This is a genomic window from Sphingopyxis sp. H115, assembly GCF_001468465.1.
Lineage (GTDB): Bacteria > Pseudomonadota > Alphaproteobacteria > Sphingomonadales > Sphingomonadaceae > Sphingopyxis.
Genome location: NZ_LNSA01000022.1, coordinates 1 through 20,917 on the forward strand (window position 1 = coordinate 1; position 20,917 = coordinate 20,917).

Sequence of the window (20,917 nt, forward strand, 5' to 3'; positions counted from 1 at the left end):
GCGGTGCCTTCGTACAAGCGGCCAAACCCGCGAGCAGGGCGGCGACGATAATCTTACGCGACAAATTCATGATCCACTCCCCAACCGCAAATATGCGGCGTCAATCCCGTGCCTGCAACGCACTTTCGGCCTGCTGCACCAAAGTTGCGATGATCTCGGCGGCGCTTTCTTCCTGCGATACCATGCCGACAGATTGCCCTGCCATTAACGAGCCATTCTCGACGTCGCCGTCGATCACGGCGCGGCGCAGCGCGCCCGCCCAATAATGTTCGATCTCGAGCTGCGCTTCGATCATATCGACTTCGCCAGCGTCGAGCTTGTTTGCAACCTCGCGCTGCTTGGCCGTAAACGCTTCGGTCCCGGCATTTTTGAGCGCACGGACGGGAATGACGGGCAAGCGCGGGTCGATCTGGACGCTCGCGACTGCCTCGCGCGCCGACGCGCGCATGAAGGCCTTTTTGAAATTGGGATGCGCGATGCTTTCGGTCGCGCATACGAAGCGGGTACCGAGCTGGACGCCCGATGCGCCCATCTCGAGATAAGCCGCGATCGCTTCGCCGCGGCCAATGCCCCCGGCGACGAAAATCGGCACTTCGTCGGCGAGTGCCGGCAGGATTTCCTGCGCAAGCACGCTCGTCGATACGGGGCCGATATGGCCGCCCGCCTCCATCCCCTCGATAACCAGCGCGTCGACGCCCGACCGCACGAGTTTTTTGGCCAGCGCGAGGGTCGGTGCGAAACAGATGACCTTTGCTCCCGACGCCTTGATCGCTTCGAGGCTGCCCTTGGGCGGTAGCCCGCCGGCGAGCACGACATGGCCGACGCCGTGTTTGGCGCAGACGTCGATCAGTTCGAAAAGCTGGGGATGCATGGTGATCAGGTTCACGCCGAAATCGCGCGTCGCCAACGCCTTTGTCGCGGCGATTTCGGCATCGAGAAGCTCAGGCGTCATCGCGCCGCACGCTATCACGCCGAACCCGCCGGCATTGCTGATCGCGCTGACCAGATGGCGTTCGGAGACCCAGCTCATCGCGCCGCAAAGAATGGCATAGTCGCTGCCGAGAAGCTCGGTCCCGCGGGCCATCAGATCGTTAATTTTGCTCATTGAGAGCGCCTTTGCCAGCACTGGGACTCACGTGCAATCCCCGGCGTTATCGTGTACCGGGAGGAGGACGATCAAGATCCGCTTTTCGCTTCATTCCGCGCACGAATGAAAAGGGCGGCCCCGCAGGGCCGCCCTTTCTCATGCAGGCTGGATGTCAGCGCTGCTGCGGGTTCTTGGCCTGATCCTGATCGGACCGCTGACCGCCCTGCTGGCGATCCTGCCCGCCCTGCTGTTGCTGCTGGCGGCGTTGTTCTTCGTCGCGATCAGCCTGCGGGGCCTTCTGGTTCTGCTGGTTGGGGTTGTTAGCCACTTTCCATCTCCTTTTGCCGCGCCATGCCATCATGCCGCGACACCCGACCAACCCGCCGGCGATGCCATGTGTTCCACCTTTTAGCCGGGGCGTGGCCGGGGCGGGACGGGCGCCCTTCGCTCGGGCAACCCTCGCGTTTTTGATCGGTTCATTCGATGACTGAATTCAGCTTATTCGGTTATGTCGATGGGGATGCGCGGCGTAACTTTCCCCGGTCAGAACGAAAGGATGACGCCATCGACTCGACGCCAGCACGCGCCGACAGCCGTTTGCGGCCCCGCCGCCGCGGCATCGTCATGCGCCGGTCATCCTGCCGCATCACGATCGCACAACATCCAAAACGAGGAGAGACTGCATGAACGACCAGACCCCCATCGATGCCGCGGGTGGCTGCCCGGTCCATCAGCCCGGGGGCGTGCGCGCGCTGCTCGGCCGGACGAACAAGGACTGGTGGCCCGAGATGCTGGCGACCGAAATCCTCAACCCCAACGGCTCCTCGAACCCGATGGGCGAGGATTTCGACTATGCGAAGGCATTCAAGTCGCTCGACTATCAGGCGCTGAAGGACGACCTGACCGCGCTGATGACCGACAGCCAGCCGTGGTGGCCGGCCGACTATGGTCATTATGGTCCTTTCTTCATCCGCATGGCGTGGCACGCCGCGGGCACCTATCGCACCGCCGACGGTCGCGGTGGCGCCAACAGCGGGCAACAGCGTTTCGCGCCGCTGGACAGCTGGCCCGACAACGGCAATCTCGACAAGGCGCGGCGCCTGCTTTGGCCGATCAAGCAAAAATATGGCAACAAGATCAGCTGGGCCGACCTGTTCATCCTCGCGGGCAATGTCGCGATCGAAAGCATGGGCGGGCCGGTGTTCGGCTTCGGCGGCGGCCGCGTCGACGTCTATGAGCCCGAACGCGACATTTACTGGGGCAGCGAGGACAAATGGGTCAACCAGGGCGTCCAGACGCGCATCGCCCCCGAACATGGCATGCACGAGATCGAGGGTCCGCTCGCCGCGATCCAGATGGGGCTGATCTACGTCAACCCCGAAGGGCCGCAGGGCAACTCGCACGATGACGAAGGCATGGCGCGTGACATGAAGGAAACCTTCAAGCGCATGGCGATGAACGACGAGGAAACCGTCGCGCTCACCGCCGGCGGCCACACTTTCGGCAAGGCGCACGGCAATGGCGACGCGTCGCTGCTCGGCGCAGCACCCGCGGGCGGCGACCTTGCCGCGCAGGGCTTCGGCTGGGTCAGCGGCCACGAGAGCGGCGGCATCGGCGAACATACCGTCACCAGCGGCCTCGAAGGCGCGTGGACGAACACGCCCGACAAATGGACCGACAATTTCTTCCGCCTGCTGTTCGACTATGATTACGAGCTGGTGAAGTCGCCCGCGGGTGCGAACCAGTGGCAGCCGATCGACCAGAAGGAAGAGGATATGGCGCCGGCGGCGTGGGACCCGAATATCAAGGTCCCGACGATGATGACCACCGCCGACATGCAGCTGAAGCGCGATCCCGACTACCGCAAGATCAGCGAGCGGTTCCGCGACGACCATGAGGCGTTCCGCGACGCCTTCGCGCGCGCCTGGTTCAAACTGACGCACCGCGACATGGGGCCCAAGGTCCGCTACCTCGGCCCCGAAGTCCCCGCCGAAGACCTGATTTGGCAGGACCCGATCCCCGCGGGCACCATGCCTTCGGACGCCGACGTCAAGGCGGTGAAGGACAAGATCGCGGCATCCGGCCTGACGGTCAGCCAGCTGATCAAGACCGCCTGGGCGTCGGCCAGCACCTTCCGCAAGTCCGATTTCCGCGGCGGGGCCAACGGCGCGCGTGTCCGTCTTGCGCCGCAGAAGGACTGGGAAGTCAATGAACCCGCGATGCTCGCCAAGGTTCTGGATACGCTCGACGGTTTGCGCGGTTCGATGTCGATGGCCGACGCCATCGTGCTCGGCGGCGTCGTGGGTCTTGAAAAGGCGATCAAGGACGCGGGCTTCAGCGTCGCGGTGCCCTTCACCGGCGGCCGCGGCGACGCGTCGCAGGAGCAGACTGACGTCGAGAGCTTCGAGGTGATGGAGCCCGAAGCCGACGCCTTCCGCAACTATGTCGGCAAAAAGAAGCTGGCGGTGAAGATCGAGGAAATGATGCTCGATCGTGCTTCGCTGCTCGGCCTGTCGGTGCCCGAGATGACCGTGCTGATCGGCGGCCTCCGCGTCCTCGGCGCCAACCATGGCGAGCGCGGGCACGGTCACTTCACCAAGCGGTCGGGGCAGCTGACGAACGACTTTTTCGTCAACCTGCTCGACATGACCAATGTGTGGAAGGCCGTCGACGGATCGGACGACCAGGAATATGTCGCGACCGACCGCAAGGGCGGCGGCGAGACCTGGCGCGCGACGCGGGCCGACCTGATCTTCGGTTCCAATTCGGAACTGCGCGCGGTGGCTGAAGTCTATGCGCAGTCCGACAGTGATGAAAAATTCGTGCGCGACTTCGTCAAGGCGTGGACCAAGGTGATGAACGCCGACCGTTTCGACCTCGCCTGATCCGGCGCCCCGGCCCCGCATCATGCCGCGGGGCCGGGGCGGCCAAAGGACGACGGGTCGCGATCCGCCCCCGGGGACATGGGCCTGGGGGCGGGTCTTTTTTGCCTAAAGCCACAAAAGCCCCGCATGCGCGCGTTCAAACTGTGTCCTTTGTGGCCTTAAGCGGTGCGGCATCTTCGCGCAGCGCCGAGCGGACAATGTCCATGTCGGGGCCGCCGGAGACATCGACGGCGCCACCTTTCATCACCCGCACAATGGTGACGCCGTTGATCGCGCGGTCCATCGCGATGCTGAATTGGTGCGTGCGTCCCATCGAAATCGCGCGGTCCCAGGCGGCGGCGAAACTCGCCGCGCCGGGCCGGTCGCGAAGGCGATAGGCCGAACGCCGCCCCATGCCGACGGCCTTTGCCGCCTGCCCGACCGAACCCATTGCCGAGAGCGCACGGATGAAGTTGGCCTGCGTTTCGGGCGACCAGCCATCGGCGCGATGGCGCTGCCCCGGGACGGGCGTGAAGGCGAGGCCGGTGTCGGCGAGGAGCGGGGCGGGCGGGGTGCGGTGTTCCATCTGCCAGTATGGAGCATAGCGCGATAATGTAGGAAAGGGTTTTCGAAGGTCTGCTTAGGGGTGGGAAGTTGACATTCGCCAATTCTGGGTCACTCTTGTCGCTCTAGAAAAATGGTAGGCGAAGAACTGCGATGGGAGGCTGCCGCCCTAATTGCTTCTTGATTGCTTTGTCGGCGTCGTTAGCTGTTCCCATAGTTGCGTGTGGTGGCGTCGAGAAACTGCCAATTAATGATCCGCACCCATCGTTTGGGAACGCCGCCGACGGGTGCTCCGCGTCTAGGTTCAGCTACCTGAAAAGTATGCAGGTGGTTCATCGAAATAGAGGGGATCCGATCATAGACGCCGCATGGGTCGCCGCTGCCGATGCAGTTGGAGAGCAACGAGATAGTTTCGCTGCGGAGAATTGTTCAGCGGAAGTCCTTGCCGCGCCTGACCAAGTGCGGTGTTTTCACTTCTTAAAGAAGCAGCCTACGCCGGGCGGCGCCATTCAACTGTGCATCGATGACAGCCGGAAAGTCTCACGCCTAAATCTTGAGGAATAGGCTTGGGATGTCCGCAATGGGGTCGTTTCCGGACAAATCATTCTCGCGCTTGAACTAATGCGCGTCCTTCGGCGCCGGACCGCCGATCGGCGGCGGTTTGCAAAAGGGCACCATCACCAGCGCGGCAAGGAACAGATAGGCCATCAGCCGAAACACATCGTCGAAGGCGAGCGTCAGCGCCTCGCGGCCGACGAGACGGCCAAGCGTGCCTTCGGCCATTTGCTGCGCGAGCGCGGGGTCCGAGACAGTGCGGCCGATGTGCTGCGCCAGCGCCGCTGCGGCCTCGTTCGCGGCGTCGGCTGAGCGGCCCAAGGCTTCGGACAGGCGCAGCATGTGGATGCGCAAATTGTCGCCGAGCCAAGTGTTGACGAGCGCGATGCCGATCGCGCCGCCCAAATTGCGCATCAGGTTGAACAGCCCCGAGGCGTAACGCAGCTCGGCCCCCTCGAAATTGCCGAGCGCGAGCCCGACCGAGGGGACGATGCACAGCATGATCGCAAAGCTGCGCACGACCTGCGGCCAGAAGAGCGCGGCGAAGCCCCATTCGGGGGTCATGAAGCTGAACATCCAGAGGCCGAGCGCGAACAGGCTGAGCCCGAAGGTGATGACGATGCGCTGGTCGACTTTCTGTGACAGCGCGGCGGCGATCGGCACGCCGAGGAGCTGCGCGAGGCCAGATACGAAGACCGTCGTGCCGATTTCGGAGGCGTTGTATCCCTGCACGCGCCCCAGGAAGATCGGGACGAGATAGGTGCTGGCGTAAAGGCCGAAACCGATCACGAGGTTGAAGACGCAGGCGAAGACAAAGGTCGGCTTGCGAAAGGGGGTGAGCTTTACGATCGGGCCGTCCGAGCGGAACGAGCGTTCGAGGAAGAGGCCGAAGGCGACGAACGACACCCAGGCGCCGATTGCGATTTCGGGTTCGCTGAACCAGTCGTGCTTCGGCCCTTCCTCGAGCACGAACTCGAGCCCGGCGAGGAAGACTGCCATCGAGGCTAGGTGGACCCAGTCGATTTTGCGCAACATCGGCAGGTTCGGCTTGTCGATCCGCACGAGCGCGAGGATCGCGATCGTGACCATCGCGCCGGGCAGGACATTGATGAAAAAGACCCAGCGCCAGCCCATCGCGTCGGTGATCCAGCCGCCCACGGTCGGTCCCAGCGTCGGCGCGAGTACCGAGACCATGCCGAGGATCGCGGGAATCATCGCGCGCTGCTTGCCCTCGAACAGCATATAGCCCGTCGCGAACACGGTCGGGATCATCGCGCCGCCGACGAAGCCCTGTACCGCGCGGAACAGGATCATCGATTCGATGCTCCACGCGAGGCCGCAGAGGATGCTCGCGATGGTGAACAACCCCGCCGACGCCGCGAACAGCCAGCGCGTCGACAGCGCTTGGGCAAGGAAGGCGGAGAAGGGGATCATCACCAGTTCGGCCATCAGATAGGCGGTCTGCACCCAGCTGATCTCGTCGGGGCCGGCGCTCAATCCCGCCTGCACCTCGTTCAGGGATGCGGCGACGATCTGGATGTCGATCAGCGCCATGAACTGGCCGAACGCCATCACCGCGAAGATCAGATATTTCCGCGCGTCGGGCATCGCCGCCGGGTTGAACGGCGCGTCTGCGGCAGCGGAAGAAAGCGGGATGGAGGCCATGGGTCTTGTGTCCTGTCGTCTTTATATTATATGCGTCATATAAAAGGAGACGCAAGTGCGCTATTCAACCGAGCACAAGGCCGAGACCCGTGAGCGGGTGCTGAAAGAGGCGGCGAAGGAAATTCGTGCGAAGGGGCCCGACAATGTCGCGGTGGCGGGCATCATGGCGCGCGCCGGGCTGACCCACGGCGGCTTCTATGCGCATTTTCCGTCGAAGGATGCGCTGGTGAAGGAAGCGATCGGGACGATGTTCGCCGATGCCCGCGCGCGAACCGAAAAGATCGACGCCAATGGCGACCCGCACAGGGTGCTGCGTGCGTATGTCGATTTCTACTTGTCGCCCGCACATCGCGACAGCCGCGACCGCGGTTGCCCGCTGCCTACGCTGTCGGGCGATTTTGCACGGTCGCAGCCCGCGACGCGCGACCGGTTCGGCGCCGGGGTCGAGGGGATTGCGGGACGTCTTGCCGCGCCGCTGGCGAAGCTTGGATATGCCGATGCAGCCGCGGAATCGCATGCGCTGCTCGCGCAGCTTGTTGGCGGGGTCGCGTTGGCGCGTGCGGTCGGCGATCCTCTACTGTCCGACGCATTGCTCGCGGATACGCACGCCAGCATCGTGGCGCGCTACGGGTTGGAGGCCGCGCAATGACGCTCGCGAAGGTGCAGGGGCTGATTGCAAGCGGCGGGCGCCCGCCGATCGGCGAGACGCTGGGGTTCCAGCTTGTCGATGCCGGTGACGGCTGGGCGGCGTTCGAAGGCGTGCCGGGACCCGAACATTATAACCCGATGGGGATCGTCCATGGCGGCTATGCCGCGACTTTGCTCGATTCGGCCTGCGGCATCGCGGTGGTGACGCGGCTCGCCGACGATCAGGCAATGACGACGCTCGAACTCAAGACCTCCTATTTGAAGGCGATGACCGGGGAGACGGGCAAGGTCCGCGCCGAGGGGCGGGTGATTTCGATGGGCCGCCGGGTCGCATACGTCGAAGCGAAGCTGACCGACGAAGCGGGGCGGCTCTATGCAACTGCGACCTCGACCCTGCTGGTGATCCAGTCATGAACGCGCCGGTGACGATCGAGGCCGAAGCGACAGCCACAGAAAGTCCGCGCCGTCGCCTCGCGTTGCCGAAGAAAGCCTGGAAGATCGGGCTTGTCGCGCTTGCCATCGCCGCGCTCGGGATCTGGTGGATAGTGTCGCCGCGCAGCGCGGAATCGACCGACAACGCCTATCTGCAGGCCGACGCGAGCGAGGTTGCGCCGCGCGTCGGCGGGCTCGTCACCGCCGTAATGGTCAAGGACAATCAGGCGGTGAAGGCAGGCGATCCGCTCGTGCGCATCGACGTGCGCGATTATGACTCGCGGCTGATGGCGGCCGAGGCCGCGGTTGCCGATGCGGACGCCGAGGTTGCGACGGCGCGCGCGACGCTCGCCTCGCTCGGCGCCGAGCAGCAGCTTGCCGCAGCGCAGATCCGATCGGTGCGGACGCAGATCGCCGCCGCCGATGCCGAATATGCCCGCGCGGCGGAGGATCGGCGGCGCTATAATGTGTTGCTCGTCGACGGGTTCGTGACGAAGCGCGATGCCGAACAGGTATCGGCGACCGCGGTCGGCGCGGCGTCGGCGGCGCAGCGTTCGCGCGCCGACCTTGGCGCCAGCGTCGAGGCGGCGGCGGTGACGCGGGCGAAGGGGCCGATCCTCGCGGCGCAGGTGAAGGCAGCCGAAGCCGAGGCCGCCAAGGCGCGCGCCGCGCTCGCGCTGGCGAAGCTCGACCGCGGGCACACGCTGGTGGTGGCGCCGATCGACGGCGTTGTCGGCAACCGGCGCATTCAGGTCGGCGATTTCGTCCAGCCCGGCTCGCGCCTGCTGTCGGTGGTGCCGGTCAGGTCGATCTATGTCGTCGCCAATTTCAAGGAAACGCAAACACGCGGGATGCGCCCCGGGCAGAAAGCCGACGTCTATGTCGATGCGCTCGGCGACACGCTGCACGGCACGGTCGAAAGCCTGGCGCCAGGATCGGGAAGCGAATTCACCCTGCTGCCCTTCGAGCCCGGATCGGGTAATTTCACCAAGATCGTCCAGCGCGTCGGGGTGCGGATCCGGCTCGATCCGGGGCAGGCGGCGCTCGCGGAACTGCGCCCCGGCCTGTCGGTGACGGCAAAGGTCCGGCTGCGCAGCTGATCGCGCCATAATCGCGTTTGGCCGCATCCAATGTTAACATTGTCAATTTGTGCTTGACCTAATTCGCGTTCGCGATCAATGTTTACGTCGATAACATTGAGTCGGAGGGGACAGGCGGATGAAGACCTTGCTCTATGCCATCGGACCGATGCTGTTCGATTCGCTCGGCGTGTTGGTGTTTGCGGTGCTGCTCGTTGCCGGGGCAGGGATTGTCACCGCGACGATTGCGGGCACCGTCGTGGCGCTCGGCGTCGTCGGTTACGAGCTTGCACGCGGCAAGAAGGTCGCCGCGTTGCAGTGGATCAGCCTGGCCTCGGTGCTCTTTACCGCCGCCGCGACGCTGTTCACCGGCGATCCGCGTTTCGTGATGGCAAAGCCGACGATCGTCTACCTGATCGTCGGCAGTGTGATGCTGCGCAAGGGCTGGCTCAATCGCTATATCCCACCCGAGCAACTGGCGATCGTCGGCGATGTCATGGACCGCTTCGGGATGATATGGGCAGCGCTGATGTTTGCGAGCGCGGGCCTGAACCTCGCGATTGCGCTTTTCTTCACCGCATGGTGGCCGCTGTTCATCGGCATCTTTCCGCTCGCGTCGAAATTCGGCCTGTTCGCGATCCACATCGCGGTTGTGCACTATATCACGCAGGCGCGGCTGCGCCGCCGCGCTGGCGGTGCGCTGCAACCGTTCGTGGCGGAGTGATTATTCGGCGTCGAGCCCGTAAGCGGTGTGCAGCACGCGCACCGCGAGTTCGGTTTCATCCTCGTCGATCAGCACGCTGACCTTGATCTCGCTGGTCGAAATCGCCTGGATGTTGATTCCGCGATCGGCCAAAGCGCGGAACATCGTGCTCGCAACGCCCGCATGGCTCTTCATGCCGACTCCGACGACGCTGACCTTCGCGACCTTGTCGTCGCTGATGATGCGATTGAAGCCGATCTTGTCCTTGGCGCCTTCGAGCAGGTCGATCGAGCGGAGAAGGTCGGTGCCCGGAACGGTGAAGGTCACGTCGGTCTCGCCCTTTTCGCGGCCGACATTCTGGATGATCATGTCGACGTTGATTCCGGCCGCGGCGAGTGGACCGAAGATGTTGGCGACCGCGCCCGGCTTGTCGGGCACGCGCGTGACGATGATCTTTGCTTCATTCTTGTCGTGGGCGATGCCGGTGATCAGCTGCCGTTCCATCTGATGTTCCTCTATTTCCTCGTCGCTGACGATCATCGTGCCTTTGGCGGGCGCCTCGTCGCCCTCGACGAAGCTCGAGAGCACTTGCACGCGCACGCCCATCTTCATCGCCAGCCCGACCGAGCGCGTCTGGAGCACCTTGGCGCCGACGCTCGCGAGTTCGAGCATTTCCTCATAGGTGACATAGTCGAGCTTGCGCGCGCGCGCGACGATGCGCGGGTCGGTGGTGTAGACGCCGTCGACGTCGGTGTAGATGTCGCAGCGGTCGGCTTTCACCGCCGCCGCCACGGCAACCGCGCTGGTGTCCGAGCCGCCACGGCCAAGCGTCGCGACGCGGCCGTCGTCCATCATGCCCTGGAAGCCGGGGATGACCGCGACCTCGCCGCGTCCCATCGCAGCGGTCAGCGCGCCGGTGTCGATGTCGAGGATGCGCGCGCGGGCATGTGCCTCCTCGGTACGGATCGGGAGCTGCCAGCCGAGCCAGCTGCGCGCCGGGACGCCCATCGCCTGCAGGGTGAGCGCGAGCAGGCCCGACGTCACCTGTTCGCCCGCCGCGACGACGACGTCATATTCGGCGGGATCGTAGCGCGGGTTCGCCTCGCGGCAAAAATTCACAAGCCGGTCGGTCTCGCCGGCCATCGCGGAGACGACGACCGCGACCTCGTTTCCCTGCGCGACTTCGCGCGCGACAAGTTTCGCCACGGTGCGAATCCGCTCGGTGCCCGCCATCGACGTGCCCCCGAATTTCATCACGATCCGCGCCATGTCGCCCCGCTTTCTCGATCTGGTTTCCGCCGCAACTTTTCCAAGCATTTCCGCGGCGCCCGCGTCGTTACGGAAGGGGAAGGGCGATGGCAAGCGTGAGAACCTATGCGCGCGATAGAATTTCTTGCACCCGGGAAGGCGCGGTGCCACATCGCTGAGCATGAGCGCCGCGACGATTAATCCGAATGAAGCCGCCCATTTCGGCGCGCTTGCCGCCGACTGGTGGGACCCGCACGGCTCGTCGGCGATGCTGCACAAGCTCAATCCGGTGCGGCTTGCCTATATCCGCGATCAGATCGACGCGCATTGGCAGGTCGACGCGCGCGAGCGTCATGCGCTTGCCGGGCGCGGCGCGCTCGACGTCGGCTGCGGCGCGGGGCTGCTCGCCGAGCCGCTCGCGCGAATGGGCGCGAAGGTCACCGGCGTCGATGCTGCGCCCGAAAATATTGCAGCTGCGCGCGATCATGCCGCGGGACAGGGGCTTGCGATCACCTATTTCGCGGGTGAACTGTCCGCGCTGCCGCCTGCGACTTTCGACCTTGTCACCTCGATGGAAGTCGTCGAGCATGTCGCCGACCCTGCGGCCTTCATCGGCGAACTGGCGGCGCGGCTCGCGCCCGGTGGACTGATGATCCTGTCGACACCCAACCGGACGATGCTGTCGAAACTGCTGCTTGTCGAGGCGGCCGAGCGCGTCGGCGCGGTGCCGCGCGGGACGCACGATTGGGATCAATTCCTGAAGCCCGAGGAGTTGACGAAGCTGCTCGACGCTGCGGGGCTCGAGGTCATCGACCGCACCGGGCTGTCGCCATCGGCGGCCAAGGGCTTCAAGCTTGGCGGCAGCGAGGCGCTCAACTATCTGGTCGCTGCGCGGTGGCCAACCTGACCCGCGATCCGCGCGTCGACGCCTATATCGCGAAGCGACAGGCCTTCGCGCAGCCGATCCTGACCCATTTGCGCGAGCTCGTGCACACCCATGCGCCGGGCGCGGAGGAAACGCTGAAATGGGGCGTTCCGCATTTCGTGCTGAACGGCCAGAATCTTGCGGGCATGGCGGCATTCAAGGAACATGCGACCTTCGGCTTCTGGCGCGACGAAGACGTCACCGGGTCGCCGCGCGACACCGGCGCGATGGGGAGCATGGGACGGCTCACATCGCTCGCCGACCTGCCCGATGACAAGCAGATGGCAGCTTATGTCCAGAAGGCGGCGGCGCTTTGCGGTGAGGGGAAAGCCAAGCGGCTGCCCCCGAAACCAAAGGCGGCGCTCGACCTGCCCGACGATCTTGGCGCGGCGCTGAAGGCCAACGCGGCGGCGCGGGGCCATTGGGACGCCTTCTCGCCCGGCAAGCGGCGCGAATATATCGAATGGGTGATCGAGGCAAAGCGCGAGGAAACGCGCACCAAGCGCATCGAAACGATCGTGGCGCAGGTCGCGGAGGGTAAGGAGCGCAACTGGAAATATAAGGGCTGCTGAGCGCCAGTTCGTGTTTCCCGACGAAAGCCGGGCCCCAGATTGCGTAGCGCTGCACCGCGTGAGCCCCGGCTTTCGCCGGCGAGCACTTCTTGCTGCGCCAGCTTAAAAGTCCACATCCTCATAATATTTCGGCGGCGTCACGATCTCCATCCGCTCGGCCAGCAGCGGGCGAAAGCTCGGCCGCGATTTGAGGCCCGAATACCAGCCCTTGGTCTGTTCGTGCCCGGTCCAGTCGATTCCGCCGAGATAATCGGCGACCGAAATATGCGCGGCGGCGGTCAGGTCGGCGAGGCTCATCGTCGCGCCGGCGAGCCAAGTGCGATGGTCGATCAGATAGTCGACATAGTCGAGATGGTTGTTCGCCGCCTTCATCGCCTCGCGCAGGGCGCCGCCGTCGGGCGGCTGGCGGTGGACGATGCGCTTTTGCATGCGTTCGAACAGCAGGGGGCCGGTGACTTCATAATAAAAGTCGTGGTCGAACCAGGATGTCAGTCGGCGGATCTCGGCGCGGTTCGCCGCGGTACCGTTGATCATCGCCTTGCCTTCGACGGTTTCCTCGAAATATTCGGCGATCGCCATGCTGTCGATCAGCACCTGGCCGCGCGCCTGATCGACCATCACAGGGGTGCGCCCGGCGGGATTGAGGTCGATGAATTCGTCGCGGCGTTCCCACGGCGATTCGCGTACCAACTCGTACCCGACCCCCTTTTCGCCCAGCAACAGGCGGACCTTGCGCGAAAAGGGACAGAGCGGGAATTGATAGAGTTGCCACATGCATCTGGCATAGCGGCAGCGAGGCGCCGCGCGCAACGGCTATGGCGCGCGGAATGCAGCCGATTGTCGATTATGCGTCAGCGGCGCGACTCCGCGCGCTCCCTTTCCCACTGCGCGGCAAGATCGCGCGCCATGTCCTTGAGGACCGGCGCGTAAGCGGCGATCGCCGATGCCGCGTGGCCCGCCATACGCGTGGTGGCGCGGACATCGTCGCCCATGCGCTCGGCATAATAGGGGTCGCTGCCGGTGACTTCGCCGAGCGTCGCGTCGGGCGGGATATAGGCGGCGTCGGACTCCGGATCGATCTGCGCCACTGCCTTCGCGAGCGGGCCAACCTGCATCTGCATCAGCGCGCCGACCATCGCGGTGATCGTCTCGGCCATCCGTTCCTGCGCGACCGGATCGTTGAGCGTCGCGACCGCGCCCCGCATATCGCTCGCGGACGCGGGCGCGGCAAGCGCGAACAGGGGGAGAGCGAACAGGGACAATTTTGCGGTCGAGCGCATGACTTCAGCCTTTCCGGATGCGGAAATCGATGCGGCTCCCTAGCAAAGCAACGCTTTCGCTGCGCTGAACGTGCCGCGACGATGCGACGAAGCGCATCGCCGCCACGGCGGGTCATTCGGCCGCGACGACCTCGGCCTCTTCCTCGTTCAGCGAATGCGTCAGGCGGCTCAGCATTTCCTTCGGGCATATCTGCCAGAAGCGGCCGCGCCAGCGGTCCCAGTCGGCGAGCACTTCGGCCGACCATTTGCTGCCTGTCGCCTTGGCATGGTCTTCGACCAGGTCCTTGAGCACCCCTTCCCAATGGGCGCTCGCGAGCCGCTGCCACACGATCGATTCGCCGTTGGCGCGGCGCTCGAACAGTTCGTCGGTGTCGAGCACGAAGGCCATGCCGCCGGTCATGCCGGCGCCGAAGTTCGAGCCGACGGGGCCGAGGATGACCGCGGTGCCGCCGGTCATATATTCGCAGCCGTTGGCGCCGCAGCCTTCGACGACGACATTCGCGCCCGAATTGCGGACCGCGAAGCGCTCGCCCGCCTGACCCGCCGCGAGCAAGGTGCCCGCGGTTGCGCCATAGAGGACAGTGTTGCCGACGATGCTGTTATGCTGGCTGACGAGCGGACTCGATACTGTCGGCCGAACGATGATGCGGCCACCCGACAGGCCCTTGCCAACATAGTCGTTCGCATCGCCGAAGACCTCGAGCGTCACGCCCTGGCACAGGAAGGCGCCGAGCGACTGGCCCGCGGTGCCGCGCAGCCGGACCTGCACATGGTTGTCGGCGAGCCCCTTCATCCCGAAGCGTGCGGTGACCTCGGCTGACAGGCGGGTGCCGACGGCGCGGTGCGTGTTGCGGACATTGTACGTCAGCTGCATGCGTTCGCCGCGCTCGAACAGCGGTTTTGCGTCATTGAGGATCTGCGCGTCGAGGCTGTCGGGCACCGGGTTGCGGAAGCTCGGCCCTTGCGAACGCCGCTGGTCGTCGGGCGCATCGACCTTGGCGAGGATCGGATTGAGGTCGAGGTCGTCGAGATGTTCGGCGCCGCGGCTGACCTGACGAAGAAGTTCAGTGCGCCCGATCACCTCGTCGAGGCTGCGGCACCCAAGCTTGGCAAGAATTTCGCGCACTTCCTCGGCGATGAAGGTCATCAGGTTGATCACCTTCTCGGGCGAGCCCGTGAATTTCTGGCGCAGCTTCTCATCCTGCGTGCAGACGCCGACGGGGCAGGTGTTCGAATGGCACTGGCGCACCATGATGCAGCCCATCGCGACGAGGCTCAATGTCCCGATGCCATATTCCTCGGCGCCCAGGATGGCGGCGATCACGATGTCGCGCCCGGTCTTGAGCCCGCCGTCGGTGCGCAGGCGGATACGGTGGCGCAGGCCGTTGAGGGTAAGGACCTGATTGACTTCGCTGAGCCCCATTTCCCACGGCGTGCCGGCATATTTGACGCTGGTCTGCGGGCTGGCGCCGGTACCGCCGGTGTTGCCCGCAACGAGGATGACGTCGGCATGCGCCTTCGCGACCCCCGCCGCGACCGTGCCAATGCCCGCGGAGCTGACAAGCTTGACGCAGACGCGCGCCTTCGGGTTGATCTGTTTCAGGTCGTAGATGAGCTGGGCGAGATCCTCGATCGAATAGATGTCGTGGTGCGGCGGCGGGGAAATGAGGGTCACGCCCGGCGTCGCATGGCGCAGCCGCGCGATGAACTCGGTGACCTTGAAGCCCGGAAGCTGGCCGCCTTCGCCGGGCTTGGCGCCCTGCGCGACCTTGATCTCGATCTCGTCGCACGCGCCGAGATATTCGGCGGTAACGCCGAAGCGGCCGCTCGCGATCTGCTTGATGTTGCTGTTGGCATTGTCGCCATTGCCATAGGGTTTGTAGCGCTCGCTCGCCTCGCCGCCTTCGCCCGACACCGCCTTGGCGCCGATGCGGTTCATCGCGATCGCCAGCGTCTCATGCGCTTCGGGTGACAGCGCGCCGAGCGACATGCCGGGGGTGACGAAGCGCTTGCGGATCTCGGTGATCGCCTCGACGCTGTCGAGCGGCACGCCTTGCGCGGGATAGTTGAATTCCATCAGGTCGCGGAGGTAGATCGGCGGCAGGTCGGCGACCCCGCGCGCAAATTGCAGATAGGTCGAATAGCTGTCGGTGGCGACCGCGGTCTGGAGCAGGTGCATCAACTGCGCCGAATAGGCGTGCGCCTCGCCACCCGCGCGCTGGCGATAGAAACCGCCGATCGGCAGCGTGGTGACGCGTGCGTCGAACGCCGCCTCATGTTTCTCGGTCGCGTTGATGAACAGCGACTGATAGCCCTCGCCCGAAATCTTGGCCGGCATGCCGGGGAAGAGGTCGTTGACGAGCGCACGGCTCAGCCCGACCGCCTCGAAATTATAGCCGCCGCGATAGGAAGAAATCACCGCGATCCCCATCTTGGCGAGGATCTTGAGCAGCCCGTCGTCGATCGCCTTGCGGAAGCGTTGGCGGCATTCGTCGAGCGAAAGTCCGCCGAACAGGCCGCGCGACTGGCGATCGGCGATCGCGGCTTCGGCAAGATAGGCGTGCACGGTCGTTGCGCCGACGCCGACCAGAACGGCAAAGGCGTGGGTGTCGAGCACCTCGGCCGAGCGGACGTTGATCGAAGCGTAGCTGCGCAGCCCCTTGCGCACGAGATGCGTGTGGACCGCGGCGGCGGCGAGCACCATCGCCATGCCGACGCGGCCTTCGCCGATATTCTGGTCGGTGAGGAACAATTCGCTGCGCCCGGCGCGTACGGCCTCCTCGGCCTCGCGGCGGACACGAGCAATCGCATCACGTAGAGTGGATGCATCGCCGCCGACGGGGAAGGTGCAGTCGATATCGGCGACCGCATCGCCGAAATAGGCGCGCAGCCGATCCCAATCGTCGCCGACGAGCACGGGCGAATCGATCACGAGGACGTGGTCGCTCTGCCCCTTTTCGTCGAGAATATTGGCGAGGTTCGCGAAGCGCGTCTTGAGGCTCATCACATGCCGTTCGCGCAGACTGTCGATCGGCGGATTGGTGACCTGGCTGAAATTCTGGCGGAAGAATTGCGCGACGTGGCGCGGCTTGTCGGAAATGACCGCGAGCGGCGTGTCGTCGCCCATCGATCCGACGGCTTCCTTCGCGTCCTCGACCATCGGGGACAGGATCAACTCCATATCTTCCATGGTGAGGCCGGCGGCGACCTGGCGGCGGAGCAATTCGTTGCGGTCGAACGCTGGCAGGTTCGATTTGCCGCCTTTGGGCAGGTCGGCCATCGTGCGGAAGCCCTTGACGCGTGAAGCGTAATCGGCGGCGCCCGCGATCTTGTCCTTGATTGCGCGGTCTTCAAAAAGCGTGCCCTCGTCGAGGTCGACCGCGATCATCTGGCCGGGGCCGAGCCGGCCCTTCTTGCGCACGCTGGCTTCGGGCAGCAGCACCATGCCGCTTTCGGACCCGACGACGAGCAGATTGTCGGCGGTGAGCGTGTAGCGCAGCGGACGGAGCGCGTTGCGGTCCATGCCTGCGACCGCCCAGCGGCCGTCGGTCATCGCGAGCGCGGCGGGGCCGTCCCACGGCTCCATCACGCTGGCGAGATAATTATACATCGCCTTGTGCGCCTGCGGCATGTCGTCGTTCGTCACCCACGCTTCGGGGACGAGGATCAGCTTCGCGGTCGGAGCGTCGCGGCCGGCTCGGCACAGCGCCTCGAACACCGCGTCGAGCGCGGCCGTATCTGACGCGCCCGCCGGAATCACCGGCTTGATATCTTCGCTATGCTCGCCGAAGGCGAGGCTCGCCATCTTGATCTCGTGGCTCTTCATCCAATTCTTGTTGCCGCGGATCGTATTGATCTCGCCATTGTGGGCGAGCGTACGGAATGGCTGCGCGAGCCACCATTGCGGGAAGGTGTTCGTCGAATAGCGCTGGTGGAAAATCGCGACCCGGCTCTCGAACAGCTTGTTCGTAAGGTCGGGGTAAAAATCGGCCAGGCTTTCGGCGAGGAACAGCCCCTTGTAGATGATCGAGCGCGCCGACAGGCTGCAGATATAAAAGTCAGCGACCTGCGCCGCGATCACCTTTTTCTCGATGCGTCGGCGGACGAGGTAAAGCTGCTTTTCAAACTCGTCGATCGACTGTTCCTCGGGCAGCGGCCCCGCGATCATGATCTGCTCGATCTCGGGGCGCGTGCGCTGCGCCTTGTCGCCGATCACCGACACATCGACCGGCACCTGGCGCCAACCATAGATGGTGAAGCCCGCCTCGATGATTTCGGCCTCGACGATCGTGCGGCATTCCTCCTGCGCGCCCAGATCGGTGCGCGGCAGGAACACCATGCCGACGGCGAGGCGGTTCGGGCGCACCTTGTGCCCCGACGCCGCGATCGCATCGTCGAAGAATCGCACGGGCAGGTCGACATGGATGCCCGCCCCGTCCCCGGTCATACCATCGGCGTCGACCGCGCCGCGGTGCCAGACGGCCCGCAGCGCCTCGATCGCAGCCTCGACGACGCGGCGCGACGGCTTGCCGTCGGTCGCCGCGACCATGCCGACGCCGCAGGCATCGGATTCGAGGTCGGGGCGATACATGCCCTGCTCGGCAAGCCGCGCGTGATCGGGGGTGGGGTAGTGGGTCATTTGTCTTCGTTCCTGACGGAGTATTTAGTCGGGCAGCTTCTTGCGCGCGTTTTCGGCCGCTTCTTCGACTGCCTGATATGCGGCGATCGAAGCATTTTCATAAGCGAGTTCGAGATCTTCGACGCGCTTCAGGTCGGCCGCCGACCAGTTGCTGCGGTCATAGGCGGGATCGGCCGGGTCGGCTGCGGCGTCGACGGCCGCTGACGCAGCGTCCGCCGCAGCATCGACGGCATAATCGTCGGCCGCCTCGGCCACGTCGGTCATCGCCTCGTCCTCGACGGGGCTGTTCCACATGTCGCGCTGTTCCTGCAGCACCTTCACATCGACCTTCATCAGCTTCGCGAGCTGGGCCAGTTCCTTGTCGCTGAAATCCGAAAGCTGCTTTTCTTTCGGCAGCTCCTTCATGTCCTTTTCGATCTGCGGCGCGCGGTCGACGAATTTCGTAATCAGCGGCGGGATCGCCTTGATGATCGACAGCATCACTTCGGGATCGGCCTGCAGCGCCATCCACTCATTGGCGTAGAGCGTGCCGGTGGGAGTCGCGAGAAAGCTGTTGAGATCGGTGAGCTGCGCTTCGGTGAACTTGCGCGCATAGGCTTTGGACATGCCCTCGCGCATCGGCGGTTCCATGTCGGCGAGCACTTCGCTGATCAGCGGCTTGACGACCTTGGTGATCTGTTCCTCGCGTTCCTTGCGGTACGGGTCGAACATGTCTGAGACCTTGGCTTTGGTCGCCTCGTCCAGCTTTGCGATCTGGTCGCTTTCGACGCCGGTCTTGATCGAAAGCATCATGTCCGACTGACCGCCGAACTCGCCCATCAGCGTCTTGAACATCTTGCCGTAAAGATTGTCCATCATCCGTTCGAGGCTGCCGCTCGGGATCAAGGCGCCCATCGTCTTTTGCGCAAGCGCGAGGCGTGCGGGTTCGACCGGGGGCAGGCTGCTTGTGTCGAACATTTTTTCGATCATTGCGACCGCTTCGGCCATTTCGCGCTCGAACTTCGCCTTTGCCTGCGCGGCGGTTTCCTCGCTGTCGGCCTCTACCACGCTGTCGTCGCGTGGTTGTACGACCTCGGCGTTCGGCGCTTCCTCGGGCGCGGCATATGCCGGCGCACCCAACGGCAGCATTGCGATCGTTCCGGCGAGCAGGATCGATTTGAACGTCGGCATCATGAATTTCCTTCCCTGTTGGTCATTTGGTCATGCTGCCTTCTTTTCGCCTTTCGCTTTCGCTTTCAACCACTTTGCCATCTGTTTGCTGACGTCGCGGCCGTCGCGGATTCCCCAGACGACGAGGCTCGCGCCGCGCACGATGTCGCCCGCGGCGAAAACGCCGGGCAGGCTGGTCATCATCGTCTGGTGATCGACGCGCAGCGTCCCCCAGCGCGTGACCGACAGGTCGGGCGAGCCGAACAGTTGCGGCAGTTCCTCGGGATCGAAGCCGAGCGCCTTGATCACCATGTCGGCGGGAACGTCGAACTTGCGGCCAGGGTCGACCTCGGGACTGCGGCGGCCGCTCGCGTCGGGCGCGCCGAGGCGCATGCCGGCAACCGCGACCTCTTTCACATGCTTGTCGGCGGTGAAGCTTTCGGGCGCGGAGAGCCAGACGAACTCGACGCCTTCCTCTTCGGCGTTGGCGACCTCGCGCTGCGACCCCGGCATATTTTCGCGGTCGCGGCGATAGAGGCATTTCACCGACTTGGCACCCTGACGGACGGCGGTGCGAACGCAGTCCATCGCGGTGTCGCCGCCGCCGATCACGACGACATGCTTGCCCTTGGCGTCGAGGCGCCCGTCGTCGAACGCCGCAACCTCGTCACCGAAGCTCTTGCGGTTCGACGCGATCAGATAGTCGAGCGCGGCGATCACGCCGTCGGCGCTATTGCCGGGGACGGCGATCTCGCGCGCCTTGTACACGCCGGTCGCAATCAGGATCGCGTCATGCTTCTGGCGCAGCGCGTCGAGCGTTGCATCTTCGCCGACCGCAAAGCCGAGATGGAACTGGACGCCGCCTTCCACGAGCCGCTCGATGCGGCGCATCACGACGTCCTTTTCCAGCTTGAAGCCGGGGATGCCATAGGTCAGGAGGCCGCCGGCGCGGTCGTGTCGGTCATAGACATGGACCTCGTGCCCTTGGACGCGCAGATATTCGGCCGCGGTCAGCCCCGCGGGGCCGGCGCCGATCACGCCGACCGACTGGCCGGTCGCGGCGCCTGCGTGCAGCGGCTCGACCCAGCCCTCGGCCCAGGCGGTGTCGGTGATATATTTTTCGACGCTGCCGATCGTCACCGCGCCATGGCCCGAAAATTCGATCACGCAATTGCCTTCGCAGAGGCGATCCTGCGGGCAGATGCGGCCGCAAATCTCGGGCATCGTCGAGGTCGCGTTGCTCAGTTCATAGGCCTCGCGCAGCCGGCCTTCCGCCGTCAGGCGCAACCAGTCGGGGATATGATTGTGGAGCGGGCAGTGCACCGAGCAATATGGCACGCCGCATTGCGAGCAGCGCGCCGCCTGTGCGTCGGCTTGCGGCGCCGCGTAGCGCTCGGCGATCTCGCGAAAGTCGCGCGCGCGCTCTTCGGGCGAGCGCTTGTCCGGATAGGATTGTTCACACTCCACAAATTGGAGCATGCGTTCGGAAGCCATGCAGTATCCCCTT

Annotated in this window: 18 protein-coding genes; 9 read left to right on the forward strand and 9 right to left on the reverse strand. The window is 64.8% G+C overall.

From position 1 onward, the window contains the following. Nucleotides 1-100: 100 nt before the first annotated feature. A complete protein-coding gene (locus ATE71_RS15035) occupies nucleotides 101-1,105 on the reverse strand; it encodes an NAD(P)H-dependent flavin oxidoreductase (RefSeq protein ID WP_058804189.1) in 1,005 nt (334 codons plus the stop codon). Between the two features lie 151 nt (nucleotides 1,106-1,256). Between ATE71_RS15035 and ATE71_RS15040 the strand changes: the two genes are divergently transcribed. The 3 genes from ATE71_RS15040 (at nucleotide 1,257) to katG (ending at nucleotide 3,972) form a co-directional block, all read left to right on the forward strand. Beyond that, the gene (locus tag ATE71_RS15040) at nucleotides 1,257-1,499 is read left to right on the forward strand and encodes a hypothetical protein (protein WP_058804190.1); all 243 of its coding nucleotides are present in this window, start codon (nucleotides 1,257-1,259) and stop codon (nucleotides 1,497-1,499) included. 71 nt (nucleotides 1,500-1,570) lie between these two features. Next, nucleotides 1,571-1,774 carry a hypothetical protein gene (locus tag ATE71_RS22255; protein ID WP_152998808.1) on the forward strand — a complete coding sequence of 68 codons (204 nt, stop codon included), beginning with the start codon at nucleotides 1,571-1,573 and terminating at the stop codon, nucleotides 1,772-1,774. Beyond that, nucleotides 1,771-3,972, forward strand: a complete 2,202-nt coding sequence (katG, locus tag ATE71_RS15045) for a catalase/peroxidase HPI (protein ID WP_058804191.1) — start codon at nucleotides 1,771-1,773, stop codon at nucleotides 3,970-3,972. The genes ATE71_RS22255 and katG overlap by 4 nt, the downstream gene beginning before the upstream one ends. Before the next feature lie 136 nt (nucleotides 3,973-4,108). Here katG and ATE71_RS15050 read toward each other — a convergent pair whose 3' ends face one another. Next, nucleotides 4,109-4,537: a hypothetical protein gene (locus tag ATE71_RS15050; protein WP_058804192.1), complete on the reverse strand. Its 429-nt coding sequence runs from the start codon at nucleotides 4,535-4,537 to the stop codon at nucleotides 4,109-4,111. Nucleotides 4,538-5,133: 596 nt separating this feature from the next. After that, nucleotides 5,134-6,735 carry a DHA2 family efflux MFS transporter permease subunit gene (locus ATE71_RS15055; protein WP_058804193.1) on the reverse strand — a complete coding sequence of 534 codons (1,602 nt, stop codon included), beginning with the start codon at nucleotides 6,733-6,735 and terminating at the stop codon, nucleotides 5,134-5,136. 55 nt (nucleotides 6,736-6,790) lie between these two features. Between ATE71_RS15055 and ATE71_RS15060 the strand changes: the two genes are divergently transcribed. From ATE71_RS15060 to ATE71_RS15075, 4 genes are all read left to right on the forward strand, one after another. Further along, nucleotides 6,791-7,384: a TetR/AcrR family transcriptional regulator gene (locus ATE71_RS15060; protein WP_058804194.1), complete on the forward strand. Its 594-nt coding sequence runs from the start codon at nucleotides 6,791-6,793 to the stop codon at nucleotides 7,382-7,384. Continuing rightward, on the forward strand, nucleotides 7,381-7,797 hold the full coding sequence (locus ATE71_RS15065; protein ID WP_058804195.1) for a PaaI family thioesterase: 417 nt from the start codon (nucleotides 7,381-7,383) through the stop codon (nucleotides 7,795-7,797). Before ATE71_RS15060 ends, ATE71_RS15065 begins: the two co-directional genes overlap by 4 nt. Further along, nucleotides 7,794-8,915, forward strand: coding sequence for an HlyD family secretion protein (locus ATE71_RS15070; protein ID WP_058804196.1), 1,122 nt, complete (start codon nucleotides 7,794-7,796; stop codon nucleotides 8,913-8,915). The genes ATE71_RS15065 and ATE71_RS15070 overlap by 4 nt, the downstream gene beginning before the upstream one ends. A 118-nt stretch (nucleotides 8,916-9,033) precedes the next feature. After that, entirely contained in the window at nucleotides 9,034-9,618 is a 585-nt protein-coding gene (locus tag ATE71_RS15075) for an inner membrane-spanning protein YciB (RefSeq protein ID WP_058804197.1), read from the forward strand. Here the strand turns inward: ATE71_RS15075 and ATE71_RS15080 are convergent, their stop codons facing one another. Further along, nucleotides 9,619-10,866, reverse strand: coding sequence for an aspartate kinase (locus tag ATE71_RS15080; RefSeq protein ID WP_058804212.1), 1,248 nt, complete (start codon nucleotides 10,864-10,866; stop codon nucleotides 9,619-9,621). 160 nt (nucleotides 10,867-11,026) lie between these two features. Here ATE71_RS15080 and ubiG point away from each other — a divergent pair, with 160 nt between their 5' ends. Further along, on the forward strand, nucleotides 11,027-11,752 hold the full coding sequence (gene ubiG, locus ATE71_RS15085; protein WP_058804198.1) for a bifunctional 2-polyprenyl-6-hydroxyphenol methylase/3-demethylubiquinol 3-O-methyltransferase UbiG: 726 nt from the start codon (nucleotides 11,027-11,029) through the stop codon (nucleotides 11,750-11,752). Next, nucleotides 11,740-12,342 (forward strand): YdeI/OmpD-associated family protein, encoded by a 603-nt coding sequence (locus ATE71_RS15090; protein WP_082665231.1) that lies wholly within the window; start codon nucleotides 11,740-11,742, stop codon nucleotides 12,340-12,342. The genes ubiG and ATE71_RS15090 overlap by 13 nt, the downstream gene beginning before the upstream one ends. Nucleotides 12,343-12,444: 102 nt before the next feature. On the opposite strand, the gene ATE71_RS15095 is transcribed toward ATE71_RS15090, so the two are convergent. The 5 genes from ATE71_RS15095 to ATE71_RS15115 form a co-directional block, all read right to left on the reverse strand. Next, a complete protein-coding gene (locus ATE71_RS15095; protein ID WP_058804199.1) occupies nucleotides 12,445-13,116 on the reverse strand; it encodes a glutathione S-transferase family protein in 672 nt (223 codons plus the stop codon). A gap of 77 nt (nucleotides 13,117-13,193) precedes the next feature. Then, a complete protein-coding gene (locus ATE71_RS15100; protein WP_058804200.1) occupies nucleotides 13,194-13,622 on the reverse strand; it encodes a hypothetical protein in 429 nt (142 codons plus the stop codon). A 112-nt stretch (nucleotides 13,623-13,734) separates the two neighbouring features. Continuing rightward, nucleotides 13,735-18,261 (reverse strand): glutamate synthase large subunit, encoded by a 4,527-nt coding sequence (gene gltB / locus ATE71_RS15105; RefSeq protein ID WP_058804201.1) that lies wholly within the window; start codon nucleotides 18,259-18,261, stop codon nucleotides 13,735-13,737. A 24-nt stretch (nucleotides 18,262-18,285) separates the two neighbouring features. Then, the gene (locus tag ATE71_RS15110; RefSeq protein WP_058804202.1) at nucleotides 18,286-19,434 is read right to left on the reverse strand and encodes a DUF2059 domain-containing protein; all 1,149 of its coding nucleotides are present in this window, start codon (nucleotides 19,432-19,434) and stop codon (nucleotides 18,286-18,288) included. 27 nt (nucleotides 19,435-19,461) lie between these two features. Continuing rightward, the gene (locus ATE71_RS15115) at nucleotides 19,462-20,904 is read right to left on the reverse strand and encodes an NAD(P)-dependent oxidoreductase (RefSeq protein ID WP_058804203.1); all 1,443 of its coding nucleotides are present in this window, start codon (nucleotides 20,902-20,904) and stop codon (nucleotides 19,462-19,464) included. Nucleotides 20,905-20,917: the final 13 nt, after the last annotated feature.